The organism is Synoicihabitans lomoniglobus (assembly GCF_029023725.1).
In the GTDB taxonomy this organism is placed as follows: domain Bacteria; phylum Verrucomicrobiota; class Verrucomicrobiia; order Opitutales; family Opitutaceae; genus Actomonas; species Actomonas lomonigloba.
In genome coordinates this window covers 1,548,547-1,565,565 of sequence record NZ_CP119075.1, presented here as the reverse complement: position 1 = coordinate 1,565,565, position 17,019 = coordinate 1,548,547, and the positions used below count along the sequence as shown (strand labels likewise).

At 61.1% G+C, this 17,019-nt stretch carries 14 protein-coding genes; 7 read left to right on the top strand and 7 right to left on the bottom strand.

Annotated elements, in window-relative coordinates; all coding sequences use genetic code 11:
- Window positions 1–36: 36 nt before the first annotated feature.
- The gene (locus tag PXH66_RS06055; protein ID WP_330927697.1) at window positions 37–948 is read right to left on the bottom strand and encodes an endonuclease/exonuclease/phosphatase family protein; all 912 of its coding nucleotides are present in this window, start codon (window positions 946–948) and stop codon (window positions 37–39) included.
- Window positions 948–2,186 carry a M48 family metallopeptidase gene (locus PXH66_RS06050; protein WP_330927696.1) on the bottom strand — a complete coding sequence of 413 codons (1,239 nt, stop codon included), beginning with the start codon at window positions 2,184–2,186 and terminating at the stop codon, window positions 948–950. The genes PXH66_RS06055 and PXH66_RS06050 overlap by 1 nt, the downstream gene beginning before the upstream one ends.
- A 128-nt stretch (window positions 2,187–2,314) precedes the next feature.
- On the opposite strand from PXH66_RS06050, the gene PXH66_RS06045 reads away from it, so the two are divergent.
- Complete coding sequence (locus PXH66_RS06045; protein ID WP_330927695.1) at window positions 2,315–3,640, top strand: MFS transporter; 1,326 nt, start codon at window positions 2,315–2,317, stop codon at window positions 3,638–3,640.
- The gene (locus tag PXH66_RS06040; protein ID WP_330927694.1) at window positions 3,637–4,854 is read left to right on the top strand and encodes an aspartyl protease family protein; all 1,218 of its coding nucleotides are present in this window, start codon (window positions 3,637–3,639) and stop codon (window positions 4,852–4,854) included. Before PXH66_RS06045 ends, PXH66_RS06040 begins: the two co-directional genes overlap by 4 nt.
- A gap of 13 nt (window positions 4,855–4,867) precedes the next feature.
- On the opposite strand, the gene PXH66_RS06035 is transcribed toward PXH66_RS06040, so the two are convergent.
- A complete protein-coding gene (locus PXH66_RS06035) occupies window positions 4,868–6,181 on the bottom strand; it encodes an RsmB/NOP family class I SAM-dependent RNA methyltransferase (protein ID WP_330927693.1) in 1,314 nt (437 codons plus the stop codon).
- A gap of 127 nt (window positions 6,182–6,308) precedes the next feature.
- Between PXH66_RS06035 and greA the strand changes: the two genes are divergently transcribed.
- Entirely contained in the window at window positions 6,309–8,153 is a 1,845-nt protein-coding gene (gene greA / locus PXH66_RS06030) for a transcription elongation factor GreA (RefSeq protein ID WP_330927692.1), read from the top strand.
- A gap of 152 nt (window positions 8,154–8,305) precedes the next feature.
- Window positions 8,306–9,247: an ArsR/SmtB family transcription factor gene (locus PXH66_RS06025; RefSeq protein ID WP_330927691.1), complete on the top strand. Its 942-nt coding sequence runs from the start codon at window positions 8,306–8,308 to the stop codon at window positions 9,245–9,247.
- Window positions 9,248–9,331: 84 nt separating this feature from the next.
- Here PXH66_RS06025 and PXH66_RS06020 read toward each other — a convergent pair whose 3' ends face one another.
- A complete protein-coding gene (locus tag PXH66_RS06020) occupies window positions 9,332–9,541 on the bottom strand; it encodes a hypothetical protein (RefSeq protein ID WP_330927690.1) in 210 nt (69 codons plus the stop codon).
- 617 nt (window positions 9,542–10,158) lie between these two features.
- Window positions 10,159–11,343, bottom strand: coding sequence for a KamA family radical SAM protein (locus PXH66_RS06015; RefSeq protein WP_330927689.1), 1,185 nt, complete (start codon window positions 11,341–11,343; stop codon window positions 10,159–10,161).
- 186 nt (window positions 11,344–11,529) lie between these two features.
- Here PXH66_RS06015 and PXH66_RS06010 point away from each other — a divergent pair, with 186 nt between their 5' ends.
- Together PXH66_RS06010 and carA are read left to right on the top strand one after the other, a co-directional pair.
- Window positions 11,530–13,758, top strand: coding sequence for a response regulator (locus PXH66_RS06010; RefSeq protein WP_330927688.1), 2,229 nt, complete (start codon window positions 11,530–11,532; stop codon window positions 13,756–13,758).
- 64 nt (window positions 13,759–13,822) lie between these two features.
- On the top strand, window positions 13,823–14,995 hold the full coding sequence (gene carA / locus PXH66_RS06005) for a glutamine-hydrolyzing carbamoyl-phosphate synthase small subunit (RefSeq protein WP_330927687.1): 1,173 nt from the start codon (window positions 13,823–13,825) through the stop codon (window positions 14,993–14,995).
- Window positions 14,996–15,045: 50 nt separating this feature from the next.
- Here carA and kdsB read toward each other — a convergent pair whose 3' ends face one another.
- Window positions 15,046–15,792, bottom strand: coding sequence for a 3-deoxy-manno-octulosonate cytidylyltransferase (gene kdsB, locus PXH66_RS06000; RefSeq protein ID WP_330927686.1), 747 nt, complete (start codon window positions 15,790–15,792; stop codon window positions 15,046–15,048).
- A 76-nt stretch (window positions 15,793–15,868) separates the two neighbouring features.
- On the opposite strand from kdsB, the gene PXH66_RS05995 reads away from it, so the two are divergent.
- A complete protein-coding gene (locus PXH66_RS05995) occupies window positions 15,869–16,171 on the top strand; it encodes an HPr family phosphocarrier protein (RefSeq protein WP_330927685.1) in 303 nt (100 codons plus the stop codon).
- Window positions 16,172–16,198: 27 nt separating this feature from the next.
- Here PXH66_RS05995 and PXH66_RS05990 read toward each other — a convergent pair whose 3' ends face one another.
- Window positions 16,199–17,011 carry a TatD family hydrolase gene (locus PXH66_RS05990; RefSeq protein WP_330927684.1) on the bottom strand — a complete coding sequence of 271 codons (813 nt, stop codon included), beginning with the start codon at window positions 17,009–17,011 and terminating at the stop codon, window positions 16,199–16,201.
- Between the last annotated feature and the right edge of the window lie 8 nt (window positions 17,012–17,019).

Sequence of the window (17,019 nt, the reverse complement as noted above, 5' to 3'; positions counted from 1 at the left end):
GAAAACGTCGTTCCTCCCGGGAGCGGCGTTTTTTTGTCAATCGAACGCGAGCCGCACCACCACCGGGCGATGATCGCTGGCCGTGAGCGTGGCCGGCCCGTCATGAATCGTGGCTCGTCCGTTGACCACCGTCGGCAGCACCAAGGGTGAAGCCAACACGAAATCGACCCGCGAATACAGGTCCGCTCGCCGATAGCGATGCGTCCAGGTCTCGTCCCGCGAATCGAAGGCGTCGACGGCCTCGCTGATCACCAGATCCCCCCGCCGGGTAAATGCGCGGAACGGTCGCTCGGTCGGATCGGCATTAAAATCCCCCACAATCAGAAATCGGGCCGCCGCCGGATCGGGAAACTGTTCCAGAATGCGATCGCGAATCACCGTCGCCTCACTCCCCCGCCGGGCGGCCGACTCCGGATCATCGCGAAGCTCGGTGAGTTTGCTTTTTAAATGCACGATAAACAGCGTGACCTCGCCCCCCGCCGTCTCGAACCGTGCCTCCAACAGCCCTCGCTTCACCGCCGCCCGACCGGCGAAGTATTTGAAATTCAGGTCGGTGTGGTCCACGATCGTGGTCAGCGGAATCCGACTCATCACGGCAACGCGCCGAGTCTCGTCGGCCGCGTCCAGCACGTGCGCGTGCGGGTAATCCAGGCCCTCGCCTTTCAGATCGCGCCGCAGCTCCCGCAGGAAGGACGCGCCGCCGATTTCCTGGAGGGCGACGACATCCGCATCCAGGGCGTGCAGCACGCGCCGCAATGCCGATTTTTCCCGTTCAGGTTTGGGATAATGGGTGCGAAAGCCTCCCTCGATGGGCCGGTCGGTCAGGTTGTAGTTGGCGACGTTGTAGGTTGCCACGGTCAGCGCGGAAGGCGGCGGCGGTGCGGATGCACCGATGACCGCGATCAGCGCGAAGACGCTTCCCCACCAGCTGATGCGCCGACCACGCATCAGGACTTGGCCGTCATCGCGTGCTCGCGCTCCACGATGGTCGGATGCGAATAGTAAAACCCACTGAACCATGGATGCGGGGTGAGGTTGCTCAGGTTTTTGGCCGCGAGCTTGCGCAGCGCGCCGATCAACGGGGTCGCCGAGCCCATGGCATCGCGCGCGAAAGCATCGGCTTCGTATTCGTGCTTTCGCGACATGAGATTGTTGAGCGGAGAAATCCAAAACGTCACCACGCCGCTGAGCAGCCCAAACAACAGCAGCGCCGGGGCGAGTTCACCGCCGGGAAACCCAAAGCCACGCAGGAACCAGTCCGAATGGAGCAACCACGCCAGCGCGGCAAACGATCCCAGCTGCATGGCCGCACCGGTGATGAGCATCTTGGGGATGTGGCCGCGCTTGTAGTGCCCCACCTCGTGAGCGAGCACCGCCTCGAGTTCCTCCGGCGCCAATTGCTCGATCAATGTATCGAAGAGCACGATACGACGAAAACGACCAAACCCCGTGAAATAGGCATTGGAGTGGCCGGAGCGCTTGCTGCCGTCGATGACCTCGATCGTTGAAGCCTTGAAACCGGTGCGCTCGCCGAGCGCCATCAGCCGGTCGCGCAAATCGCCATCCGGCAATGGCGTGAGCTTGTTAAAGAGCGGCAGAATTAACTTCGGGTAGAGCACCATCATGATTAGCTGAAACCCGAACAGCAGCACGAACGCCCAGATCCACCACAGCGACCCCACCCAGCCGACCAGACCGAGGAGACCCCACAACAGGGGGAAACCGATCACGAACATGAGCAGCAGGCCCTTGGCTTTGTCGGACAACCACAGCTTGGCCGTGCTTTTGTTGAACCCAAAACGTTCCTCGATGCGAAACTGCCCCCACCATTCGAACGGCATGCCCGGGATCGACAGCAACACGCCCGCCAACAGGACGAACAGGGCGTCATCCCAATTGGCTCCCGGTGCCCAGGCCGCCACTTCGGCGAACAGCATCGGGAGCACCCCGCTCGCCAGCACCAGCGCCAGCACCGCGGCGTCGAAGATCATGCACAGATTGTTAAACTGCGCCTTGGCCAGCGTGTAGTCGACCGACTTGCGGTAAGTGGCGTCATCCATGATTGCGGCGACCGCCGCCGGAGCGGTCTGCGCATGCCGCGAAACTTCCCGTCGATTCAATCCGGCGAGGATCAATTCCGCCCCCAGTCGGGCCACGATCAAAACCAAGGCGATCTGCAATACCATGCCGACCACTCAATGGTAGTCCCGTCGCGGGGAAACCATATTCGGTAATTTGCTTCCGCGTTGATTCCGGGTGAGTCGAGTCTTCCCTTCCGTTCCCTCGTTTGTCTTTCTAGCCATTTTCGTCGCCAGTGTCGTCCTCCGCCTCCGCCCAACCACGCCCGCTATCGCTCGGGGTCATTTTCCTGACCCTCTATATCGATTTGATCGGATTTTCGATCATCTTCCCGTTGGTGCCGGACATTCTGCAGCACTACCTCGGGGTGGAAGGCTCGACTGGTGTGCTCGGTGGCCTTGTCAATTTCACGGAGCACATCGCCCAAATGCTGGGCAAGGACCGCAACTTTGCCGCCGTGCTGCTCGGCGGCGCCCTCAGCTCGATCTACGCCTTGCTGCAATTTGTCTTCGCGCCGTATTGGGGCGCCAAGAGCGATCAGCGCGGGCGGCGTCATGTATTGTTGATGACGGTGGCCGGAACGGCGGCCAGTTATGCACTGTGGGTGTTCAGCGGCTCGTTCTGGTTGTTCGTGGCGGCCCGCTTCCTCGGCGGTGTCTTCGGCGGCAACATCTCCGTCGCGACGGCGGCCGTCGCCGACGTCACGTCGCGGCAGGAGCGCGCCAAAGCCATGGGACTCGTCGGAGCCGCCTTCGGCTTGGGCCTCGTCACCGGCCCGGCGATCGGCGCCATCACGGCCCAGTGGAATCTACTCGATGCCCATCCGCAATGGGCCGCCTGGGGCCTGCACCCGTTTTCCGTGCCGGCATTGTTCTCGTTGGGACTCGCGGTGATCAACTTCATCTGGGTCCGCGCTCGTTTCGACGAAACCTTGCAGGACGAAAACCGGACGGGGCGACCGGCCAAACTGGAACTGAAGCACCCCTTGCGTGCGATCCGCGACCTGCCCTCACCGGCGGTGCAACGTATCAACTGCATCGGCTTCACCTTCGCGTTGGCTTTCTGCGCCATGGAATTTTCGCTCACGTTTCTGGGCGCGGATCGGTTTGGTTTCACCGCCAAGCAAAATGGCATCATGCTCGGTTACCTGGGCGTGTGTTCGATCATCACCCAGGGCATGATCGTGCGCAAACTCCTCAAACGCCAGAGCGAGACGCGCGTGCTGAAGACCGGGCTGATTCTCGCCACGGTCGGTTTCATGTTCGTCGGCATCTCTCCCAACGTCACCGTGCTCTACATCGGCCTGGGCATTCTCGCGCTGGGGGCCGGGTTTGTGAATCCCGCCACCTCGGGCCTGATTTCACTCTACAGCGCGGACGATGAACAAGGGCGCGCCTTGGGCATCTTCCGGTCCCTCGGTTCATTGGCCCGCGCTATCACCCCCGTGTTGGCGGGCGTGGTCTTTTGGGTCGTGAGCGGCACGGCCGTGTTCGGGGCCGCCGCCGCGCTGGCCCTCGGCAGTTGGTCACTGGCCCGCACGTTGCCGCCCCCGCAACCATGACCTCGGGCGGGCGACGATTTCTTCTCGGTCTGGGCAGCGCCTTCGCACTGCTCGGCATCGGCTGCCAATCTCGCCTGCAAGTCTTCGAGAGTGAGCCCATGGAGCTCGAACCCATGCCGGTCGTCGCTTCACCCACCGTCGCGACCCGGGTGGAGTTTCCCATGAAGCTCATCGGCGGTCTCGTGGTGGTGGAGACCGAAGGCGACGACGGACCGTGGCGATTTTTGATCGATACCGGCGCGTCCCGGACCCTCGTCTCCCCGGAATACGCCATTCGTCACCTGCAGCGCCCCATTGATCCGAATCCCCCCACCATCTGGCTGCGCGATGCCTCGGGCCGCGCCTCGCCGGTGGAATCCGTGATGCTTGATCGCATCGATTTCGGCCGCGCCAATTTCCAAAACGTGCGCGCGCTCATCTTCGATTGCGGCGAAATTTCCGATCATCTCGGGCTGCCGATTCACGGCGTGTTGGGTTTCAGTCTTTTCAGCAACGCCCGCCTCACGCTGGATTACCCGGGGGAACGCGTGATCATGTCGGCGCTCGACGACACCACCCCCATGCGCGGCTGCATCCTGCCCTTCACCGCGCACAACGATGTGCCCATGGTGCAACTCGCCCTCGGCACACGCTCACTGCTGGCGTTGATCGACACCGGGAGCGACGGTTTCATCAATCTGGACCCGGCCGGGTTGGACGTGGAATTCGCCAGTCCCCCGCGCGAAGGCACCTTGATCGGCACCCTGCACGGTGACCATCGCCAGATCGTCGCGCGGTTGGCCAAGTCGCTCTACATCGGCGACCACGAAGTCGTGCAACCCATCGCCGATTTGAGTGGCAGCCTCACCTCGCTCGGAGGCGAGTTGTTGCAGAACTTCGAAATCACCTTTGATCAGGAAAAAGATCAGGTGGCGTTCTACCGCGCCGGTGAGGACATGCGCGTTTTGTCCCCGCCCAAATGGAGCTCGGGCCTCAGTTTCAACAAGGCGCGCGCGTATTGGAAAATCAATGCCATCGCTCCCAACTCCCCCGCCGCAAGAGCCGGATTCAAGATCGGTGATCTCGTCAGCCGGCTCAACGGCGAGCCCGTGGAGCAATGGGACCTCACGCGCTACCGCGCGCTCGTCGACGCCGGTGGCACGATCACCTACACGTTGATCAAAGGACGCGAAGAGGTGCCGTTCGCGGCCGCGACGTTTGTGCTCGTGCCCTGACCGCGTCCGTCGACTACGACGACGCGTCGCGCTGGAATAAGAATGCGGCCGCGCCATCGTGGCCGGTTTCCCACGGCAGACTCAGCTCGGAACGCACGAGCGAAAACGCACCGCGACTGCGTCGCACGAAGGCGTCGGCAATCTGCTCGTTTTCCTCCGGGTCGATACTGCATGTGCTGTAGACGAGTCGCCCGCCGGGCGCGACCCGTTCGGCGGCGGCGAGGAGGAGATCCAGCTGTTGCAGGGCGTGCCGTTTGAAACTGTCGGGATGCAGGCGCCATTTCACATCGACCCGGTGTCGCATCACCCCGGTATTGGAACACGGCACATCGATGAGCACCGCCGCATAAGTGGACGGCAGCTGCTTCGCGGTCAGCGCACGAGCGCCCCCGCGCAACAGATCACCCGCCACGGCGGTGGCCGTTACTCCGGATGGCACGCGTTGTAGATTCTCCGCCAGCCGGGGCATGCGGCGCCCCATCAAATCCATCGCCACGAGCGTGCCCGTGCCCATGCGATCGGCCATCGCCAGACTCTTGCCTCCCGGCGCCGCACACAGATCGAGCACGGTTTCGCCCGGCTGAGGTGCGAGCAGATCAACCGCCAGGCGGGTAGCCGCGTCCTGGACCTGAACCGTGCCGGCTTTGATCAACTCCGCCAACTCCGGCCAGTGTCCGGAGGCGGCCGCATAAAAATCAGCCGTGCCGTCGACCGGGGTCAGCCACTCCGGCTTCGGCGCGCCCTCGTCCGTCGCGCGCCATCGCAACAACACGGGCGCGGGGGATTGATTCCATTCCACCAGTTTCAACGCCGACTCATGGCCGATGCGCATCCGCCAACGTTGGACCAACCATTCGGGATGCGAGTGATAGGTAACGATATCCTCAATCGGCGCATCCGCCGTCGGCGCGGTTTCCGCCGCCAAACGCTCGGCGAGACGCCGCACCACCGCGTTGGCGAAGCCGGCCTCCTTGGCCGAGGCCAACGATTTAATTTTTTCGACCAAATGGTGCCCGACCCGCGCCGAGTGCCCCTCGGTGCCGCCTTCCAATAACTCGAAGCCCGCGACCGCGAGGCCCGCCCACACGACCGGACGCGGCGGCCGGGTCATCAACTTGTCGAGATGCGCGTCGATGCGACCCAGATGGCGGATCGTTCCCACCAACAGCGCCTGCACCCGGGCCCGCTCCGCCGGGGGCAATTCCCGGGGAAGCTTCTCCAACAACCAGTCCACCCGCTCTTCCTCCTCGCGCCAGCGCTCCAGTAAACGCACTGCCCAGGTCCAAGAAGTCGCCCCGGCGGGCATGATGAGCTCTGTCTTTGTCATGGCCCGGACGATCCTCCCGGGGTCCTACCCTGCCAAGCACTAAGCAAAGAAGGTTGTGGAGGTGTCTGTTGACATGACCCCAATCGATCCTCTCCAATGGCCAGTTCAGTCGACAAAGACCCTCGTTATGAATTTGGAAGCAGTATCAGCGCTCATCGCAAAAAAACCGTTGCTCAAAGCAGCAGCAGACAAACTCGAGTCCATGGAGCCGGAGGCCTATGTGGTCCACCAGAGCTGGGGATTCGGGCAAATCAAAAGCTATGACGAGGCCACGGAGCGCCTGATCATCGACTTCAAGGACAAGCCGGGACACGCCATGGACCCCGCGTTCTGCGTCAATACGATGGATGTGCTCCCCGCGGATCACATTCTCGCTCGCAAGGAAACCGAGGCGGCCGCGATCAAGGACTTGATCGAAAAGAACCCGGCCCAATTGGTCGTCGAAGCGCTGCAAGCCTACCCGTCCCAAGCCACCACCGCCATCGACCTGGAGATCACCCTCGCGCAAGTCGTCGGTGAGACGAAGTTCAAGAAGTGGTGGTCCGCCGCCAAAAAGGTGGTCGCCAAGGATCCCCGCATCGCCGTCCCCGCCAAAAAGACGGAATGCTACATTTTACGCGAGACCCCGGTCTCGGCCAAAGATGAGCTCATCGAAGCCTTCGGCGGCACCCGCTCCGCTCGTCGCCGTATCGCGATCGCCGAGAAACTGCTCACCGCCGTCGAAAAGGGCGAAAGCGAAGAAGAACTCCAAAAGGTGCTCGCCGTCGTCACCGAAGCCGTTCGCGACTCCAATCAGATCGATACCGCCGAGCGTCTCTACGGCGCCGCGATTCGCGACGATCTGGCCAAGCTCGCCGGCATCGATCCCGCCACACTCGAGCCGTCACAGGGTGACATCATCGTCAACGTGCGCGACCTGCCGGAAATCGCCGACGCCATTCCGGTCGGCTTCCAAAGCCGCTTCCTCGCCTTGATCAAGGACACGCATCCGATCGAATGCCGCGACGCGGTGTTCAATCTGCTCAAGTCCAGCCAAGGCAAGTTCACCACCGAGTGCATCAATTTCCTCGTCGAAAACGACTACGGCGATGACCTGGCCGAAACCTTCAAGCGGTGGCAAGTGGAGCAAAACCTCCGCGCCCCGGTGTTGTTGTGGATCGTCAAGAATCGCCACTCCAAGAAATTCGCGAAGCTCCTCCACGACCTGATCACCCCTCGTTTGCTCAGCGCGATTTTCTTCGCGATCGACTACGAGGCCCTGCAGGCCGCTTCTGCTCGCCGCATTCCGTTGGCGGATATCCTGAGCGACGACCCCGATCTCATCGCCGATCTGCTTTCGACCGCCGATCCCGAGACCGCCCGCGACCTGGCCAACACCCTCATGCTCAACCAGGGCTTCGAGGAACTGACCAAGAAGTCGCTGCTGGCCCGCTTCATTAAGATTTTCCCCGCCATTCAGTCCTTGGTCGCCGGCGATGCCGAGAGCAAGGAAGAGGCCCTGCTCGTCTCTCGCGAAAGCTACGAGCGCCGCCACGCCGAATACGAGTCCATCGTTTCCGAGAAAATCCCGGAAAACTCCAAGGCGATCGCCGCCGCTCGCGAGCACGGTGACCTCAAGGAGAACTCCGAATACAAGATGGCCAAACAGGACCAGTCCGTGCTCATGGCGCAAAAATCCCAGCTCGAGAAGGAACTGGCCAACGCCCGCATCACCGACTTCACCGAGGTTTCCGCCGATCAAATCGGCGTCGGCAGCATCGTCTCCCTCAAGAATCTCGGCAGCGGCCAAACGCCGACCTACAAGATTCTCGGCGCTTGGGACAGTGATCCGGACAACTTCGTCATCGCTTACAAAACCCCGCTCGGCCAGGTGCTCCTCGGCAAGAGCGTCGGTGACCAGGTGAAGGTCAAAATCGGCAGCACGGAAGAGGACTACGAGGTCACCGCCATTGCTCGCGTGATCGATCAGTAAGACCGCACTCGCACGTCTCACCCCATTCTCCCCGCCGTTCGCCTTAAACGAACGGCGGTTTTTTTGTATCGGCCTCGGCGTGGCCGCCCACGCCGCGCATTGGGCTCAGATTTGGCTTCCGCCCGCTCCGGGTTGCGACCTAACTGCCACTTGTGAACGGCACTTGGGATATCCTAAAACTGCTTTCTGATCCCACCCGGGTGCGCCTGTTGTCGTTATTGCGGATCGAGGAGTTGTCGGTCAGCGAGCTCGAAGAAATTCTCGGCATGGCCCAATCGCGCATTTCGTCGCAGCTGGCGCAGCTGCGCGGGAGTGAATTGGTGCAGGATCGGCGCGAAGGGAAAAAAGCGTTCTATACCGTTCACCCGCGTCTCGCCGCTCCCGTGCAACACCTGCTCGCGGCGGCCTGCGAAGCCGTGGCCCCGCAACCGGAACTGGTGGAGGATCAATCCAACCTGCAGCGCGTGCTCCACAAACGCCGGGCGCATCAGGAGCAGTATTTCAATCTCATCGCCGGCAAGCTCGGTAAAAACTACTGCCCGGGCCGGTCGTGGGAATCCATCGGGCACCTCGCTTTGCGACTGGCGCCCAAAATCGAGATCGCCGACCTCGGTGCCGGTGAGGGCCTGATTTCGCAACTCCTCGCCCGGCGCGCCGCCAAAGTATGGTGCATCGACAACTCGCCACGCATGGTCGAAGTCGGCACGGAGCTGGCCAAAAAGAACGACTTGACGAACCTGACCTACAAGCTCGGCGACATTGAAAAAGTCCCGCTGGCGAACGATTCGGTTGATCTCGCGATTCTAAGTCAGGCGTTGCACCACGCTCAGCATCCCCAGGTCGCGCTCGACGAAGCCTTCCGCGTCGTGCGGCCCGGCGGGCAACTGCTGTTGCTGGATCTGAAGGCACACACCTTCGAGAAGGCGCACGAACTCTACGCCGACGTCTGGCTCGGCTTCAGCGAAAACGCGCTGCACGGCTACCTGCGGCAGGCGGGATTTGAGAACGTCGAAATCACCACCGTGAGTCGTGAGATCGAGGAGCCTCACTTTGAGACGCTGCTGGCCAGTGGCACCAAGCCCGAGCAACGCTAAAGTCAACGGCCCGGCTTTCAGAGGCGTCGGCCTAAAATAGAACCGCCCGAGAGCGTGAGCCCCCGGGCGGTGTAGTTTACTTATTTAGACTGAGGCGACGGCCCGACGGGTCCGACGAATCAGGTTGTTAACGAAGCGGAAAGGTTTCCGCGCCGCGTTGTCCTCTCGGACGTTTTTCATGGCGTTCTGATCGACGGGTTCGCCGCTGCCCTCATTGAGGTAAGCTTCAAACACCGCGAAACTCGGGGTCATCCCCGGGAAGATCAGAAACGTTTTTCTTTTCGCTTGGTTCATGGTCAGAAGGAGGTTGCTCGCCCTATCGCGATTAACCTCCGCGCTGACCACGAATCATCAAAGAACAGGCTCAAGAGAGCTAAATGCAGACAGACGTCAATCTCGATGAATCGCAGTTACCCGCGCAAATGCGCCCGTCTCGCCCCGGAAAATGAAGAAGGACGCCCTGGGAGGGGCGCCCTTCAAAACCTAACACCAAGCAAACCTATAGAACTTTGAACCAAACTACTAACCGAACTAAATTCGTTGTATCGGGGTAGACGCAGGTCCGGCGCAAAACGCTCAAACATTTCTTAGAAAAAATTCCGGGGCCGGACCGTTATCTGATTCTGTTTCAGATTATCCTGATTTTCAGAATCTTGTGAATAGCGGTTCACCGCCCCAAAAATAGGGGCGCCCTGTCGGACGCCCCTAATGACCTAACACCAAGCAAACCGTAGAATCTCAACACTGAGCTGATTCGTCTAACGGGTGCTGTCTATCTGCACCCAGATAGACGTGAGTTGCTCGGATACGCTCAAATTTCTCTCATAAAAATGAGCGTTTTTTATCGAAGCGGTCGTAACCGGGGAATTCCCCTCATGGATGCCGGGGGCCGAATAATTCGGCCGCAGCGATCAGGAACCGTCGATAACGCTCATCGGATCGAGGGCCGGAACCTTGCCGGCCTCCACCCGCAACGGATAACGGTGCACGTTGCCCTCGTAGTTTCGAAAGACGATTTCGTCGTCCGTGATTTTTTCGATGTAGTCGGGATTGATCGGCACTTTTCCGCCCCCACCCGGTGCATCGATCACGTATTGCGGCACTGCATAACCGGTGGTGTGCCCACGCAGCGAACGCACGATTTCGATGCCCTTGCGCACATCGACTTTGAAATGAGCGCCTCCCGTGATCAGATCCATCTGATAAATGTAGTAAGGCCGCACCCGCATGCGAAGCAACCGGTGCACCAGTGCCTTCATGACTTCGGCATCGTCGTTCACGCCGCTGAGCAGCACGCTTTGATTCCCCAGCGGCACCCCTGCAAATGAGAGCCGCTCACACGCATCGCGTAACTCAGCCGTGGCTTCCTTCGGGTGGTTGACATGGATGCTCATCCAGATCGGGCCGTAGCGTTTGAAAATCTCGCAGAGCTTGGGCGTGATGCGTTGGGGCAAAAACACCGGGATGCGTGAGCCGATGCGAATAAACTCAACATGCGGGATCTCCCGCAGGCGGGCCAACAAGTGCTCCAGCTTGCGGTCCGACAACAACAATGGGTCACCCCCGGACAGCAGCACGTCGCGCACTTCCGGATGCGCCTCGATGTAGCGGAGCCCCTGCTCGTATTCGGGATGGAAATTGTAGTCCTGCGCATTGGAAACCAGCCGACTGCGCGTGCAGTAGCGGCAGTAGGCAGCGCACCGATCCGTGACCAAAAACAACACGCGGTCCGGATAACGATGCACGATTCCCGGCACTGGAGAGTGTTCGTCCTCCCCCAGAGAATCCAATTGCTCGCCCGGCGATACCAGCATCTCGCCCTCCCGGGGAATGAGTTGCTTGCGGATCGGGCAATTCGGGTCCGTGCGATCGATCAGATTGAAAAAATACGGCGTGATCGCGAGAGACAGCTTTTTACCCGCAAACGCGACTCCGCGGCGCTCCTCGGGCGTAAGCGTCATGAACCGCTCCAAATCTTCCAGCGAGGTGATACGGTTTTTCAGCTGCCAGGTCCAATCCTGCCACTGTTCGGCGGGCACGTGTTGCCACAGCCCCTGCCCTTCAAACCAAGTCGAACGATCTTCAGTAAATCCCATGCGTAACGCGCAGTAAGTAAGGCGGGCCGGTGGTGTCAAACGACCACCTCAAATCTGTTACCTCCTCGGATGAACCATATTACCCATGGACGGTTGGGTAGTATTCCTGACCCGGCTAAAGTTGCAATGGATGGGGACGATAGTTGACTCACACCAACTCCTCACCCGTCCGACCCCCTTTCGGCGATGATCCATTTTCCTCTCCAGTCCAACTACGCCCGTAGCGGCGTCAGCGCGTTGACCGTCGCCATGTGTGGTGTCGGGATGATCCGTAGTGGAGACGAATGGGGACTGACTCTGATCATCGCCGCCTTGGGCGCGATCGTGCTCCTCCTGCTGTGGCGTCGCCCTCCGTCACCCGCAGCCACGCCCCACCCGTCCGAAGCGGAATCGGCCCAGGCTTCACAGTCTCAAACCGAAGCCGATTTTGTCGCCGCCCGTCTGGCGACGATCTGGGAACGCTCGCCGCTGGCGATGACCTTGCTCGATCCGCACAGTCCCGACCGCGACATTATCATTCTCGATTGCAATCAAGCGGCCTGCGAGCTCCACGGCTACACGCGGGAGGAACTCATCGGCCAATCGATCGACATCCTGGAGGAAACCCCGTGGACCCAGTGGCGCGACAGCTGGCTCTCCAATCTGCGCGAAAAAGGCCGGGTCGAGGGCCAAAGCAGCCATCGGCGCAAAGACGGCACCATTTTCCCGACCGAGTATTTCACCTGCTTGGTCAAGGTCGAAGACCGGGAAGTCGTGATCGGCATGGACCACGACGTCACCGATCGTCGAGCCGCCGAACTGGCGATGAAGGAAGCCAGGGACGAAGCCGAGGCGGCCAATCGCGCCAAAAGCGATTTTCTCGCGGTCATGAGCCACGAGATTCGCACCCCCATGAACGGTATTCTCGGGTTCACCAACCTGCTGCACGACACCGAACTCAATGCCGAACAACGCGACTGGTTGAGCACCATTCGCTCGTCCGGTGAAACGCTGCTCACGCTGATCAATGACGTGCTGGATTTCTCGAAAATCGAGTCCGGGAAAATGGAAATGGACCTCCAGCCCGCTCGCATCACGCGCTGCATCGAGGAAGTCGTCGGCCTCCTATGGAGCAAAGCCAACGAAAAGGAAATCGAGCTCCTCTCGTGGGTCGATCCGGCGGTGCCGGACTGGGTCACCACCGACATCACTCGGTTTCGCCAGGTCGTGCTCAATCTCGTGGGCAACGCCATTAAATTCACGCCTCGCGGAGAGATCGAGGTCCACGCCAAACCGCATGCCCCCATCCGGCCGGGCGGCCGCGACTGCCTCGCCATCACCGTGCGCGATACCGGCATTGGCGTGCCCCCGGATCGCCGGGACCGCCTGTTCCAACCGTTCATGCAGGCTGATTCCTCCACCACCCGGGAATATGGTGGCACCGGCCTCGGACTCGCCATCTCGCGTCGCTTGGCCGAGCTCATGGATGGCAGCATCGAACTGGTGGCATCGTCCGCGAAGGGCTCCACCTTTGAACTGATCGTCGCCGCGCCGGCCTGCTCTCCGCCGCCCGACGCGATCGAACATGAATTTCTCGACGAGAGTGCCTTGGACCTGACCAAGAAACGGGCCCTCATCGTCGATGACAACGAGACCAACTGTCGCATTCTCACCAGTCTGCTCCGGCGGTGGAACATGGAGACCGAAACCTTCTATTCGGGTGACAGCGCCCTGAAACGCATGGAAAACGGCCCCCCGTTCGACATTGTCCTGCTCGACATGATGATGCCGGGGATGAACGGCATGGAGGTCGCCCACCACATCCGAGCGTCGGCCGCGGCCGCGGAACTCCCCCTCCTCCTGCTTTCGTCCGTCGGCCACGACGAATTGCGGCGCATGGGTGATATCAAAATTTTCGACACCATTTTGCACAAACCGGTGCGACAGTCCGGCCTGTTCGACGCCGTGCTGGATGCCTTCGCCATCGAGGTCGACAAGAACCAGCGCTCGGCCCATCCATTCGACTCAGGCAAACGCACGTTCGCGCTCGATCACCCGTTGGATATTCTGGTGGCCGAAGACAACAAGGTGAACCGCAAGTTGATTCATCAGGTGCTGTCCCGGCTCGGCTATGCGCCCACGCTCGTGGAAAATGGTCGCGACTGCCTCGATGCGCTCCGCGAGAGACCTTACGACATCATCCTCATGGACTGCCAGATGCCCGTCATCGACGGTTACGAAGCCACCGGCAGTATTCGCCGGGGCGAAGTGGGGCTGGATCGCAGCGATGTTCATGTCGTCGCCCTCACGGCCGCCGCGATGGTCGGAGACCGCGAACGCTGCATCGAGGCCGGGATGGACGACTACCTGTCCAAACCGATTCGCTCGGATGAATTGATCAAGGTCTTGGACGGCAGCACCCGGCGAATCTCCTGATTGTTTCGCTTTAGTTAGGAAATCCCTTGGCAGGTGCGAACGCACGGGTTTTCGTCCGACTTTAATGCCTACATCCAAGCCTGCAGTCCTCGCCCTCGAAGATGGTTCGGTCTATCACGGCCTCGCCTTTGGCGCCGACGCCACCGTCGCCGGGGAGTGTGTCTTCAACACCTCCATGACGGGCTATCAGGAGATTATCACCGATCCGTCGTATTTCGGCCAAGTGGTCACCATGACCGCAGTGCAGATCGGCAACTACGGGATTAATCTGGAAGACGCCGAGGCCGACCGCCCGATGTGCAGCGGTTTTGTGGTCCGGGAACTCTCCCCCATCGCCTCCAATTGGCGCTCCACGATCCCCCTCGGCGAGCATCTCAAGCAAAATGGCATTCCCGGCATCAGCGAAATCGACACCCGTGCGCTCACCAAAAAACTGCGGGTGGCCGGTGCCATGAAGTGCTGCATCAGCACGCTGCCCATCAGCGACGAGGACGCCGTGGCCAAAGCCCGGGCGTGGGAAAATATCGCCGGCAGCGACTACGTGAAGGATGTCACGTGCGACGAACCATTCATCTGGGGGGCTGAAGATGCCGCCCGCTTCAACGCGCCCTACCTCCCGGCGGGAACGACCTTCGGCGGCCAGCCCGCGTTCGAAAAACGCCATCGCGTGGCCGCTTTCGACTTTGGCGCCAAACACACGATCTATCGCAAACTCATCCGTCACGGTTTCGATGTGCAGGTGTTCCCCGCCAACGCGTCACCAGAAATGATTCGTGAGCATGCGCCGGACGGACTTTTCCTGTCCAACGGTCCGGGTGATCCCGCCGCATTGAACTACGTGCACCGCACCGTTTCGGCTCTGATACCCGAGATGCCCACCTTTGGCATCTGCCTCGGTCACCAGATGCTCACCCACGCGCTGGGGGGCAAGACGTTCAAACTCAAATTCGGCCACCGCGGGGGCAATCAGCCGGTCAAAAACCTGGAGACCGGCCGCGTTTCGATCACCGCCCAGAATCACGGCTTTGCCACCGATCCCGACAGCCTGGAAGCCGGAGGCGCCATGGTGACCGAGATCAACTTGAACGACAAAACCGTCGAAGGCCTGCGCCATAAGGAACTGCCGATCTTCTCCGTGCAATATCACCCCGAAGCCGCACCCGGTCCCAACGACGCTGATCCGCTCTTCAACGATTTTCGGGGGCTGATCGAACAACGCCAGGCCGGAAAGATCTGAGCACGTTGGCCGGTGCTCCGCCGCCGCCCCGCACGCCGTCGGCGCGCTGATTAACCGCCCAGGACCGCCGCAAATTTTTCCGCGTCGGCCGGGGTATCGATACCGAGCCCCGGGTCATCTGTCAGCCCGACCGCAATGTCGTAGCCATTTTCGAGCACGCGGAGTTGTTCGAGTTTCTCAATTTGCTCCAACTCTCCCGGCGGCAGGGTCGCGATTTTGGCCAAAAGATCGGCATGGTAGGCATAGAGCCCCAGATGCTTGCGACAGGGATGCGATTCCACCCAGTCGTCTTCAATCGTCAGACCCAAATCCCGCGGGAACGGCATGCGCGATCGCGAAAAATACAACGCCCGACCATCCCGCCGCATGACCACCTTGACTTGGTTGGCGTTGTAAAAATCCACCACCCGCTTGAACGGTGTGGCAAGGGTGGCCATCGGCACGTCACCGCTGATCAGGGCGGCCAATTTGCGGATTTGCGCCCCCGTGACCAAGGGCTCATCGGCCTGCACATTGATTACACGCTTGGCCTGCACGGTTTGATTGGCCTCCGCCAAACGATCGGTGCCACTGGCGTGGTGCGCTCCCGTCATCAGCGTCTGAAAACCGGCCGCCTGCAACGGTGCCGCCAACAACTCATCATCGACGGCAAACCACAACGGAAACTCCGGCACCTCGGCTGCAATGCGTCGGGCGACCCATAGGATCAACGGTGTTCCCGCCACCTCGTGCAGCAGCTTCCGCGGGAAGCGGGTGGATTCCAGACGACAGGGAACAATAATGGCGTTATCAGGCATGCAAGTGGGTGGCAGATTGGAGGGCCGGTTTTTGGGTTGCAAGCCGCCCGACGCCTACGGAGCCTTTCGCGCTCCTATGTCCGATCCTAACGACGCTGCTGCACCAAATGGCCCGCTCTCCCGAGAGCTGGTGGTAGAGAACAAAATGGGCATTCACGCGCGTCCCGCCGCGATGATTGTTCGCGTCACCAATAAGTTTAAGGCCGACGTGCTGGTCGAGAAGGATGACGAGCAGGTCAACGGCAAGAGCATCATGGGTCTCATGATGCTGGCCGCCGGCAAGGGCTCTCAGGTCCGCTTTCACGTCACCGGCGACGACGCCAACGCGATGCTCGACGAATTGCAGGAGCTTTTCGCCCGCAAGTTCGACGAGACCTGAGCCGCCGCGCGCGGCGAGGCCGCGCTTTTAAGCCGGCAGGCGATAAAACCGTCGCGCATTTGCGGTGGTGACCTGCGCGAGAGTCGCGTAGTCCACGGCAAACATATCGGCGACGTAATCCGCCGTGTGGCGCACGTAAGCCGGCACATTGGGTTTCCCCCGATGGGGCACCGGTGTGAGGTAGGGCGCGTCCGTTTCGATCATCAGTCGCTCCAGGCCCTGCACCCGTGCGGCTTCGCGCACCGATTCGGCATTTTTATACGTGATGATCCCGGTGAAGGAAGCATAGCCGCCTCGCTCCCGCAGGACCGTCATCTCCGCCGGTCCTTCCGCGAAGCAGTGAAACACGATGTGCGCCCAATTCACCCCGCTCGCGTCGATGAGTTCCACGCACTCGTCAAACGCGCCCCGTGAGTGCACGACCACGGGGCAGTCCCAGCGCTTCGCCAGCGCCAGTTGCTCCGCAAAGGCAGCCTTTTGCCATGCCATCACGGTCTCGGCCCGGGTGGCATCGTTTTTCGGCAGATGAAATCGATCCAACCCGCATTCCCCCAACGCCACCGGCAGCGGTCCACCCGCAGCCGGTGCCCAAAACGCCGGCAGGGCGGCTAGTTCGGCTTCCCAGGTTTCGTCCACCGCGCAGGGGTGCAGCCCCGCCGTATAGTAAATCGTGCCGGGATGTTCCCGCGCCAGATCGCGGTAGATCGTCCAGTCATCCGTGCCCGTGCCCACGGTGATCAGTGTGTCAACATCGGCGGCGCGAGCCTCGGTCAGGGTGGCGGCGAGCTCCCCGCGCCGGGCGAAGGAGTCGAGGTGAGTGTGGGAATCGATGAGGCCCATGCGGTTTT